Here is a 10,405-nt window from a genome sequence, read left to right as displayed (position 1 = left end):
GGGCCTGCTGCGGAGCGCGCAGGCGGAGCACCCGGACCGGTTCGTCCTCCTCGACCTTCACCAAGCCACCGATTCGGCCGCAGGCGAAGTGGCGGCGGCCGACACCTGTCTACTGATCTCCTCGGGGGGTTGTCGGATGGCGAGTCGGTTTCAGGCGAGCGCCGGTGAACCAGCTGTCGATCAGAGCGGGACGACTGTTCGCGCGCCTGGACGAGGCCGTCACGACCCGGAATGCCCAGCTGGCCCGAGAACTGCTGGCCCGCGCCAACGCGTCCGCCGCGCACGACCGCACCGAGGACGAGGACCGGATCGCGGGCGCCGCCGCCGACTTCGCGGTCGCGCAGACCCGTGGCGGGCGGGCCAGGGCCTCGTGCAGCATCGCCAAGACGACATCCGTGTGCGTGAGCCCGGCCATCGTCGCCCCTACCGCGAAGTTGCTGTCGCGGGACATGCCCGGTGTGCTGTTGACTTCCAGCACGTACGGCTTGCCGTCATCGGTGAGGATCAAGTCGATGATCACCATCACGGCCGACACGTATACGACCCGGCCTCCCGAGGCGGATCTGGCGATCGCCGAGGCCGCTGCCCGGCTCGTGCCGCGTGTACGTGCCGCCTCCGAGGACACCGTTTCCGGCGTGGAGCCGGAGTCGGACGGTACGGAGAGGTCTGGCCCGGAGGTCGTGCCGGATGATGCTGATCCGTTGGGAGTTATTCGGGAGATCAACTCCCCGTGCGCTCAGGCATCGCTCACGCGAACGGCCTCGGACGAGGAGTCCGAGGCCGAATAAGGCGCCTCCTGGGGGAGAAGCCCCAGGTCAGCGGCTTAATGCATGGTGCCCCCGGCAGGATTCGAACCTGCGACACCCGCTTTAGGAGAGCGGTGCTCTATCCCCTGAGCTACGGAGGCTGGGGACTGGGTTGGGAGTGTGGTGGGAAGCTCGGCGGTGAATGGTGATCATCGGCCGGGCTCCGCACGGATCCGTCCGGTCCCTGGTGGTCGCTGGTGTGGCGGCCAGAGGTCAGCCTACCGGGTTCGGGATCCGGGTGTGGAACCGGTTGCCGGCGTTGTGCTGTCGTGGTGGGCGGCGGGCGTCTGTACCCGGGTGGCGCCGGGGGTCTGTGTGCGGGTGCTGTCGGGGGTCTGTGTCCGGGTAGTGCCGGGGTCTGCGTGCGGGTGGTGCCGGGGGCGTATGCAGGTGGTGCCGGGGGCGGAGTCATGGGTTGTTGGTTCGGAGGGCTTGCAGGTCGGTGGCGGCTTGGGTGCGGATGGCGGGTAGCCGGGCCTTCACCGGGGGCGGCATGTTCGCGAGGATCGAGCGCAGCTCGGCCGGTGTGGCCACCTCGTCGAGGAGTCCGATCATCAGGTGTCCGGCCGCCGGAGGGGTCGTGGCGATGACTCGTCGGGAGAGCTTCTTCCACTGCCACGGTGTGATGTGCTCCCGCAAGGCGGGGAACAGGACCGGCTCTTCGTGGGTCAGGTGGTCGTGCACGCTGTCGCGTACGGCTACGGCTGCCTCGTGCAGGGCCTGGCGGTGATTCTGGCTGTCAAGGTCGATGTAGGCGAGGCGGGTGAGTGTGATGTCCAGGTGTTTGTGTTCCTCGGTCAAGTCGTCGAGTGCGGGCTTCGCCTCCGGTGCCGCTGCCGCGATGTGCGGCCACAGCCATTCGTCCTGGGCGTCGTGGTGGTGCCGCAGGTTCACCACGAGGAAGTCCCGCAATCGCGCGAGCGCTTGGTGAGGTACTGAGGGTCGGGGGCTGGCGTCGACGAGCAGGCTGGTGGCGAGTCTGTGTGCCTCGTGGGTGAGGCGCGTTTCCACGGTGGCCGGTGAGTCGTGCTCGGCGTTCATGTTCATCGGCCGGGGGTCAGACCGCGCTGCTGCCTGTGTGGGAAGCCAGACCGGACACCAGCTTCGCGAGCTCGGGGTCGGCCTCGTAGTTTCGCTTGATCATGGATTCTCCTGTGGTGGGTGAAGGCGAGTGGTCAGCGGGTGGCGTGGCGGCGGCGTTCGAGCACCGTGGCGATGGCGTACGCGCCGCCGCCGGCGATGGTGAGGACCCAGTAGAGGCCCGGGGTGCCGAGGAAGAGCGCGGCGGCGGAGGTCAGGGCGAGCCAGACGCCGAGGGTGTAGTGGAGCAGATTGCGGCGTACGGCGCCTTCGGCGAGGTAGAGCAGGCCGACGACGATGCCGGAGCCGGTGGGCCAGAGCATGTCTTGCAGGTCAGGTGTGTCGACGGCGGAGGCCAGGCCGGTGATCGCGAGGAACAGGGCGGTGAAGCCGGCGATCCAGGACGCGCCGAGCAGCTTTCCGGACAGGACGTCCGGGCCGGTGGCGCCGCGCTGGGCGCGTAGGGCGGCGAGCGTCGCCTGGACGGTGCCGACCGCCAATCCGGCGCCGAGAAGCGCCATGGGCAGCCAGCCGGGCAGGTCGAGGAGGGGACTGGTGCCCTTGGAGAGCGCGGCGGAGCCGTGGCCGAAGAGGTAGGCGAGCCCGAAGCTGACGTAGACCGCGCTGTTGTCGACGTCGCCCGGTGAGCGCGTCACAGCGGTGGTGGTGGCGGGGACGGTGGCCTGGGCGACGGCGGTGGCGAGGGGCATGACGGGATCTCCGGAGTGATGGGGTGGGTGGGGTGTGTGGTGGTGTGCGGGATCGTTGGGTGGTTGAACCACCTTGCGCCGTACGAAGGTTCGGGTAGCCGGGACGAAGTGCCCCGCGGGCCTTCACGCGTCCGGAATGATGACGACCTTGCCCAGGACGGTGCGGGACTCGGCGAGTTCCAGTGCCGAGGCGGTGTCGGACAGCGGGATCTCGGCGGCGATCCGCGGCGTGAGGACGCCGTCGGCCACCAGGCGCAGCACCTGGGTGAGGTCCTCGGTCAGCCGGCGCTGCCACTGCGTCCGGCAGCGGCTGCCCGCCCAGAAGTTGTAGAAGTGCGCGCTCTTGCCGTTGGGCAGCGAGTTCCATGCGGCGAGTTGCCCGAAGAGCTTCAGCACGGGCAGTTGTGAGCTGCCCTCTTCGTTCTTCGTCGCCGCGGTGCCGTACGACACGAGGGTTCCGCCCCGGCGCAGCAGGCGCCAGGACTCCGCCACCGCGGGGCCGCCGACGTGGTCGAAGACCGCGTCCACGCCGTCCGGGGCGATCTCCCGGATGCGGTCGTACATGTCCGGGTCGCGGTAGTCGACTGGGGTCGCGCCCAGTTCGCGCACGCTGTCGTGGTGCCGCGCGGAAGCCGTGCCGATCACCGTGATCCCGGCGTGCCGGGCCAGCTGGACGAGGATGGAGCCGACGCCGCCGTTGGCGCCCAGCACCACGATGGTCCCGCCCGAGCGCACCTTGGCCGTCCGGTGCAGCATCTGCCAGGCGGTGATCCCGTTGACGACCACGGTCTCCACGGTGGCCGCGTCCATGTCGTCGTCCGGCACCGGCATCAGATCCGCGGCGTCGATGAGCAGATGGCTGGCCCATGCGCCGACCTTGGTGACCGCGGCGAATCGGCGTCCGGTCATCCCGGCGTCCACGTCCGGTCCCGTCGCGGTGACGGTGCCCACGACGTCGTATCCGGGGACGAAGGGGAACGGCGGCTGGTTGTAGTACTTGCCGAGGCGCATCTGCTGTTCGGCGAAGCAGACCCCGGTGGCGTCCATTCGCAGAAGGACCTGGCCCGCGCCGGGGGCGGGGAGGTCGCGGGTCCGGGTCTCCAGGCCACTCGGCTCGACCCTGCCGGGCAGAACGATCTCGGTGACGAGGGTGGTGACCGACGTGCTCATGGAGGGCTCCTTGAAGCCTCGGCTGTGTGCTTACGGGCGTAAGGCTACGCAGGTAAGTCGAGGCGAAGCAAGGGGCTACGGCAATAAACTTATGGCCGTAAGGTTACGTGGCGAAAGGCGCCCTTCGTTTCGGCGCGGCCGGGGCTGCCGTGCCGGGACGAAGGGCGCCTTCGGTGTTCCTCGCGGCCGGTCCTGGGGCGTTGTCGCATTGCCTCGGGGCGGCGATGTGGTCAGGTCTCCTTGAGGCAGGCCAGTCTGGTGACCATGGCCTCGGTGATGCTCTCCTCCGGCCAGGGGAACGTGCGGCTTACGGCGCGCTGGTGCGCGAGGCCGTGCAGGCCGAGCCAGAGCGTGATCGCGTCCTGCGGTGGGTCGGTGACCGCGGACTGGCCCGCGGCGGCGCACTTCGCGAGAGCGTCGACGAGCACCTGGATGGCCGTCGAGCCGAGGCTGGTGAGGTCCTCCTCGGTCAGGGAGTTGTCGCCCAGGGTCGGCATCCAGAGGCCGCCGAACATCGTGCGGTAGCGCTCCGGGTGGTTCTTGGCGTAGGCGAGGTAGGCCCGGCAGAGGGCGTACAGCCCTTCCCGTGGGTCGTCGCCGGCCGCCCGCACCTCGGAGTGCAGATGGGTCGCCAGTTCGGTGAACTCCCGCTGTACGACGGCCAGCATGATGGACGGCTGGTCGGGGAAGTGCGGGTAGATCGACGGGGCGGCGATGCCGACCTTGCGGGCGACCGACCGCAGGGTGATGGCGCGTTCGTCGCCGGTCTCGTCGAGGAGTTCCGCGGCCGCGGAGATGATGTCCTCGCGCAGACGGCCACCTTCGCCTCGACGGTTGCGTACGCGTGCCCGTTTTGGTGCGGCCGGGTCTGCCGCGCTGCTCTCCTTCACCCTGTAACGTTACATCGCGAAGTTTAGTGACGCGATCCCTTGTTTTCCGCTCCGAACTCCGCGATCGGGTTCTTGAGGGTGCCGATGAGCTGGAGCGCGCCCGCGGGGTCCTGGAGGTCGACCATCTCGCGGTTGTCGCGGAGCTGGAGGCGGTTGAGGCAGGAGAGGGCGAAGTCCTCGGCGAACATGTCGTACTGGGCGAATTTGTCCGAGAGGTGGGGAACGGCCCGCTGGTAGTCCAGGACGCAGTCGGCGACCGTCCGCCAGAAGGTGTCCTCCTCCAACAGGCCCTCGCTGACCAGGATGCCGTTGAGGAAGCGCAGGAAGCAGTCGAAGACGTCGGTGAAGATCGAGAGCAGCTTCTTGTCCTCGGGGACGTCCACGCGGATGCGTTCCACCGTTGGCGGGAGGACCGCCGTGGGGTCCATGACGGCGATCTCCTCGGCGATGTCCTTGAAGATCACGCGCTGGACGGCGCCGTCCTCGATCACCAGGATGACGTTCTCGCCGTGCGGCATGAAGACCAGGTCGTAGGCGTAGAAGCTGTGCAGCACCGGGGTGAGGTAGGCGTCCAGGTAGCGGCGCAGCCAGGTCGCGGGGGTGAGGCCGGATTCCTCGACGAGGGCGCTGACGAAGGAGACGCCGTCGGGGTCGGTGTGGAGGAGGGACGCCATGGTGGCCAGGCGCTGGCCGGGCTCCAGGGACGGTACGGGGCTCTCGCGCCACAGCGCGGCGAGCATTTTGCGGTACGGGGAGCCCTTCGCGGTGGCGGCCTCGTACTGGCGGTGGTGGTAGCCGATGGCGGCCCGCTCCCGGATGATCGAGAAGCGGGCGGCGCGGAAGATCTCGTCGGCGGAGATCAGGGCGGCCAGCCAGTCGTTGATGGCCGGGGTCGCCTCCATATAGGCGGCGGACAGGCCCCGCATGAAGCCCATGTTGAGGACCGACAGCGCGGTTTTCACATAGTGCTTGGACGGGTCGGTGGTGTTGAAGAAGGTGCGGATCGACTGCTGGGCGAGGTACTCGTCGTCGCCGGGGCCGAGGCACACCAGATGCTGCCGGGCGACCTCGGCGGCGAAGCTGATCGACAGCTTGTTCCACCACTGCCAGGGGTGTACCGGCAGCAGGTGGTAGTCGGCGGGGTCCAGACCGAGGTCGTTGAGGGTCCCCGCGAAGCGGGCCCGGGTCGGCTCGCTCAGTTCGGAGTGGATCAGGGTGTCGTAGTCGATGTCCGCGGAGGCGGTGAAGGTGGAGCGGTCGCGGCGGGCGGCGAGCCAGATCAGCTGGACGGGGCTCGCGGTCTCGGGGGCGTACGAGAGGTATTCGTGGATGCCGAAGCCGAGGCGGCCGTTGTTGGCGACGAAGCAGGGGTGGCCCTCGGTCATCCCCGTTTCGATCTCCTGGAAGCTGGATTTGGCCAGCTGGGCGGCGCCCACCGGCTCGGCGGCCAGTTTGAAGGCCGTACCGGAGAGGGTGGAGCTGATCTCCTCGAGGTAGACGGGGAGGACGTCCGCGCTCAGGCCGAGCCGTCCGCGCAACTCGATGAAGAAGTCCAGCGCGTCGAGGGGGAGTTCGGCGCCGGTATGGTCGTGGCGGGTGATGCTGTCGGCCTCGACCAGCCAGTGGTCGAGCGAGAGCACCCTGGCCGCGAACCGGTAGGTCACCGCCTCGTCGTCGCTGGTCACGGCGTAGCGGCCATCGGGGCCCGGCTCGGGGGCGAGCAGGCGCTCATGTGTGAACTCGGCGAGGGCCTTGCGGATGAGGAGGCGGCCTGCCCGGTCCCACAGTTCGGGGGTGAGGTGGGCGACGGCGTCGCGGGGGCTCATCGGGTCACTCCTTGGGCGGCGCGGGCGGCGAGGGTGGTGCGGGCGGCCCGGAACCGCTCGCGGGTGCAGATGCTGAGGTAGGCGTCCTTCTCGGGTTTGGCGATCTGCTCGACGATCTCGAAGCCGACGGCCGCGTTGAGCGCGTGCACCCCCGCATTGCACACATCGGGCTCGACGACCACGCGCCGTACGGCCGGATCGGCGAAGCAGAACTCCATGACGGTGGTGAGCACGGCCAGGGTGAAGCCGTGCACCGGGGTGTCGGTCGGCGCGCAGAGGAAGTGCATGCCGACGTCGCCGGGCCGGGCCGGGTAGAGACCGGCGAGTTCCACCACCGCCGGGTCGTAGCGCTCGGCGAGGAACGCCGGGCGTCCCTCGTGCAGGCCGATGAACGCCTCGTGGTGCGGATGTTCGTGGATCCTGCGGTACTCGGCGGCGACCTCCGCCTCGTCCGCCCCCTGCATCATCCAGAAGGACGCCTTGGGGTGGGTCACCCAGCCGTACAGCGGCGCGGCGTCGGCCGCCGGGTCCAGGGCGCGCAGGGCGAAGGTGCCCAGGCGCGCGTCCGTGTGCTCGAAAACCGGCGAAGGCGTCATGACACGGCTCCTTCCGGCGCGCCGAACTCCTGGAAGGCGATGGACTTCTCCACCGGATAGTGCTCGCGGCCCAGCAGCTCACGGATGATCCACGAGTTGCGGTACGGGCCCATGCCCAGGTCGGGGGAGGTCAGGCTGTGGGCGTGGGCGGCGCCGTTCTGGAGGAAGATGCCGCGTCCGGTGGTGTCGACGCTGTAGTTGCGGGCGACGTCGAAGCGGCCGTGGCGGTCCCAGCGGATGCGGTCGCGTACGGGGTCCAGGAAGGCGGGCACCTGGTAGCGGTAGCCGGTGGCCAGGATGAGCCCATGGGTGGTGAGCGAGAAGTCCCGCTTCTGCTCCTCATGGCGCAGCCCGAGGGTGTAGGTGCCGGACGGCTCGTCGTACGCCGCGTCGGTGAGCGCGGTGTTGGTCAGCAGCCGCGTGGGCACCGGGCCGCTCACGCTCTTCTGGTACAGGAGGTCGAAGATGCCGTTGATGAGCTCGGCGTCGATGCCCTTGAACAGGCCCTTCTGCTCAGCCTCCAGCCGGTAGCGGGTGTCCTCGGGGAGCGCGTGGAAGTAGTCCACGTACTCGGGCGAGGTCATCTCCAGGGTGAGTTTGGTGTACTCCAGCGGGAAGAAGCGCGGGGAGCGGGTCACCCAGTTCAGCCGGTAGCCGTGGGTGTCGATGTCGGCGAGCAGATCCTGGTAGATCTCGGCCGCGCTCTGGCCGCTGCCGACGATGGTGATGGACTCCTTCGATCGCAGCGCCCGCTTGTTCGCCAGGTAGTCCGTGTTGTGCAGCAGATCGCCGCCCAGGCCGTGGCACACCTCGGGGAGGTACGGCGGGGTGCCGGTGCCCAGCACCAGACAGCGGGCGCGGTGGGTGGTGGTCTCGCCGGTGGCGCGCCGCAGCGCGCGCACCGTGTAGACCCCGTCGGCCTCGTCGTACTCGACGCTCGTCACCTCGTGGCCGAAGCGGATGGACGGCAGCTTCGCGGCGGCCCAGCGGCAGTAGTCGCTGTACTCGGCGCGCAGCGGATAGAAGATCTCGCGGATGTAGAAGGAGTACAGCCGCCCCGATTCCTTGAGGTAGCTGAGGAAGGAGTACGGGGAGGTGGGGTCGGCCAGCGTCACCAGGTCGGCCAGGAACGGGGTCTGGAGGGTGACGCCGTCCAGCAGCATGCCCGGATGCCAGTCGAAGTCGGGCTTGCGCTCCAGGAACAGTCCGTCGAGTTCGTCGATCGGCTCGGTGAGGCAGGCAAGGCCCAGGTTGTAGGGGCCGAGCCCGACCGCGATGAAGTCAAAGGTGTGCGGGGTGGGCACGTGGATCTCCGGCGGGACGAAGGGACTCAACTGGCGCGCGAGTGGCGGGGGCCGCTGAGCTCGGGCTCGATGTGGAGGGCGAGGTACTGACCGGCGTGCTCGGCCAGGAGATCGAGGACGAACGCGATGTCGCTCAGCGAGGTCTCCGGGTTGAGCAGGGTGAACTTGAGGTGGTGCCGGCCGTCCACGACGGTTCCGGCGACGACCGCCGCGCCGGAGGCGGCCAGTGCCTCGCGGGCGTGCAGATTGGCGCGGTCCACCAGGTCCGGGTCGCACGGCCCGTCGGACGGCCCGTCGGACGGCGGTACGTAGCGGAAGACCAGCGTGGACAGCTGGGGCTCGGTGACGACCTCGTAGCGCGGATCGGTGTCCAGCAGGGCCCATGCCTCGGCGGCCCGTTCCACCACCTCGTCGAAGAGCGCCCCGACCGCGTCCGCGCCCATGATCCGCAGCGTCAGCCACAGCTTGAGCGCGTCGAAGCGGCGGGTGGTCTGGATGGACTTGTCGACCTGGTTGGGGATGAGCTTCCGGGCGCTGCGCTCGGGGTTGAGGTAGTCGGCGTGGTACGTGGCGTGGCTGAGCGTGGCGCGGTCGCGGACCAGCACGGCGCTGGAGCTGACCGGCTGGAAGAAGGATTTGTGGTAGTCCACGGTGACCGAGTCGGCGCGCTCGATGCCGTCGAGGAGGTGGCGGCGGGTCGGGGAGACCAGAAGTCCGCAGCCGTACGCGGCGTCCACATGCAGCCAGCTGCCGTGCCGGGCGCACAGCTCGGCGATCTCGGGCAGCGGGTCGATGGAGCCGAAGTCGGTGGTGCCCGCGGTGGCCACGACGGCCATGACGATCAGGCCCTCGCGGCGGCAGCGGTCCAGCTCATGGGCGAGGGCGACGGTCCGCATCCGGCGGTCCTGGTCGCAGGGGACCGGGATGACGGCCTCGTAGCCGAGCCCCAGGATGGCGGCGGCCTTCTGGATGGAGAAGTGGCTGACCTGGGAGGTGAGAATGCGCAGCCGCGGCAGGATCGCGGATTTGGCGATCGTCCCGCCGGCCGCGGCGGCCTCCTTCTCCACCAGCGTGCACGCCTCGTCGCGGGCCAGCAGCATCGCCTGGAGGTTGGACTGGGTGCCGCCGCTGGTGAAGATGCCGTCCGCGGCCTGGCCGAGGCCGATGCGCTCGGCGGTCCAGTCGATCAGCCGGCGCTCGATCAGGGTGCCGCCGGCACTCTGGTCCCAGGTGTCGAGGGAGGAGTTGACGGCGGAGAGGACGGCCTCGCCCAGCAGTGCGGGGATCACCACGGGGCAGTTGAGGTGTGCGAGGTAGCGCGGGTGGTGGAAGTAGACGGCGTCCTTGAGATAGACGCCCTCCAGCTCATCGAGCGCGGCGTCCGGGTCGCCGAGCGGCCGCTCCAGGTCGATTCCGGAGATCTCGGGGGCGAGTTCGGCGGGGGTGATACCGGTGAAGGGGCGCTCCGCGCGGGCGACGGTGGAGGCCACCAGGCCGACGCCGTCGGTGACGGAGCGCCGATAGCGTTCCGCGGTACGGCCGTTGAAGAGGTGGGTCCTGCCATCCGCCGCCCCGGGTATCGGCTCCGGCGACGGGTCCTCAGCGGTCTGCGCGAGGAAACTCACGGTCTGTCCCTTCTGGGAATGAGCATGCGGGCGTGCGGATGGCGCGGGCATGCGACTGGTGGGGAGGGCGGACCGCGGCCTGACCGGCCTGGTGGACATGCGGGGGCGCTGGACGCGGCGGCCGGGCGCGTGGGGGCGCGCCGGGCGGACGGCCGCCGGTCGTCCGGCGGTCGGTCCTCGCGGTCCTGGAGGGGATGCGGTTATGGGGATTCGATTGGAGGTTCAGATGGGGATGCGGTTGTGGGATTTCAGTTGTGGGATGCGGCCATGAGGACGCGGCCGATGGAGGCGGCGGCCGATGGAGGAGTGGCCAATGGGGATCCGGCTATGAGGAGGCGGCCGTGAGGACCCCCGCTGTGGGGACGCGGCCATGAGGATCCCCGCCGTGAGGAGGCGGT

The 10,405-nt window shown here is 69.5% G+C and carries 10 protein-coding genes, 1 tRNA gene and 1 pseudogene; 2 read left to right on the top strand and 10 right to left on the bottom strand.

The window, feature by feature from the left end:
- Positions 1 to 4 precede the first annotated feature (4 nt).
- Positions 5 to 88, top strand: a pseudogene (locus tag AB0E24_RS46180) (SpnB-like Rossmann fold domain-containing protein); the annotation flags it as partial.
- Between the two features lie 21 nt (positions 89 to 109).
- Here AB0E24_RS46180 and AB0E24_RS04205 read toward each other — a convergent pair.
- Positions 110 to 523 carry a hypothetical protein gene (locus AB0E24_RS04205; RefSeq protein ID WP_359374793.1) on the bottom strand — a complete coding sequence of 138 codons (414 nt, stop codon included), beginning with the start codon at positions 521 to 523 and terminating at the stop codon, positions 110 to 112.
- Here AB0E24_RS04205 and AB0E24_RS04200 point away from each other — a divergent pair.
- Positions 513 to 788 carry a hypothetical protein gene (locus tag AB0E24_RS04200; RefSeq protein ID WP_251770702.1) on the top strand — a complete coding sequence of 92 codons (276 nt, stop codon included), beginning with the start codon at positions 513 to 515 and terminating at the stop codon, positions 786 to 788. The genes AB0E24_RS04205 and AB0E24_RS04200 overlap by 11 nt on opposite strands.
- Before the next feature lie 43 nt (positions 789 to 831).
- On the opposite strand, the gene AB0E24_RS04195 is transcribed toward AB0E24_RS04200, so the two are convergent.
- The 9 genes from AB0E24_RS04195 to AB0E24_RS04155 form a co-directional block, all read right to left on the bottom strand.
- Positions 832 to 907, bottom strand: a tRNA-Arg gene (locus AB0E24_RS04195).
- Between the two features lie 307 nt (positions 908 to 1,214).
- Positions 1,215 to 1,853, bottom strand: a complete 639-nt coding sequence (locus AB0E24_RS04190; protein WP_359374756.1) for a hemerythrin domain-containing protein — start codon at positions 1,851 to 1,853, stop codon at positions 1,215 to 1,217.
- Positions 1,854 to 1,981: 128 nt separating this feature from the next.
- Positions 1,982 to 2,596 (bottom strand): ABC transporter permease, encoded by a 615-nt coding sequence (locus tag AB0E24_RS04185; protein WP_079258675.1) that lies wholly within the window; start codon positions 2,594 to 2,596, stop codon positions 1,982 to 1,984.
- 123 nt (positions 2,597 to 2,719) lie between these two features.
- Positions 2,720 to 3,766, bottom strand: a complete 1,047-nt coding sequence (locus tag AB0E24_RS04180; RefSeq protein WP_102937500.1) for a medium chain dehydrogenase/reductase family protein — start codon at positions 3,764 to 3,766, stop codon at positions 2,720 to 2,722.
- A gap of 230 nt (positions 3,767 to 3,996) precedes the next feature.
- Positions 3,997 to 4,656, bottom strand: a complete 660-nt coding sequence (locus AB0E24_RS04175) for a TetR/AcrR family transcriptional regulator (protein ID WP_251770723.1) — start codon at positions 4,654 to 4,656, stop codon at positions 3,997 to 3,999.
- 23 nt (positions 4,657 to 4,679) lie between these two features.
- On the bottom strand, positions 4,680 to 6,482 hold the full coding sequence (locus tag AB0E24_RS04170; RefSeq protein ID WP_359374753.1) for an IucA/IucC family protein: 1,803 nt from the start codon (positions 6,480 to 6,482) through the stop codon (positions 4,680 to 4,682).
- The gene (locus AB0E24_RS04165) at positions 6,479 to 7,078 is read right to left on the bottom strand and encodes a GNAT family N-acetyltransferase (RefSeq protein WP_359374751.1); all 600 of its coding nucleotides are present in this window, start codon (positions 7,076 to 7,078) and stop codon (positions 6,479 to 6,481) included. The genes AB0E24_RS04170 and AB0E24_RS04165 overlap by 4 nt, the downstream gene beginning before the upstream one ends.
- Complete coding sequence (locus AB0E24_RS04160; protein WP_359374750.1) at positions 7,075 to 8,382, bottom strand: lysine N(6)-hydroxylase/L-ornithine N(5)-oxygenase family protein; 1,308 nt, start codon at positions 8,380 to 8,382, stop codon at positions 7,075 to 7,077. Before AB0E24_RS04160 ends, AB0E24_RS04165 begins: the two co-directional genes overlap by 4 nt.
- A gap of 26 nt (positions 8,383 to 8,408) precedes the next feature.
- Positions 8,409 to 10,007, bottom strand: a complete 1,599-nt coding sequence (locus AB0E24_RS04155; RefSeq protein ID WP_359374748.1) for a pyridoxal phosphate-dependent decarboxylase family protein — start codon at positions 10,005 to 10,007, stop codon at positions 8,409 to 8,411.
- Between the last annotated feature and the right edge of the window lie 398 nt (positions 10,008 to 10,405).

The organism is Streptomyces malaysiensis subsp. malaysiensis (genome assembly GCF_040653035.1).
Taxonomy (GTDB): Bacteria; Actinomycetota; Actinomycetes; order Streptomycetales; family Streptomycetaceae; genus Streptomyces; species Streptomyces malaysiensis.
This window is presented reverse-complemented; position numbering and strand designations above follow the sequence as displayed.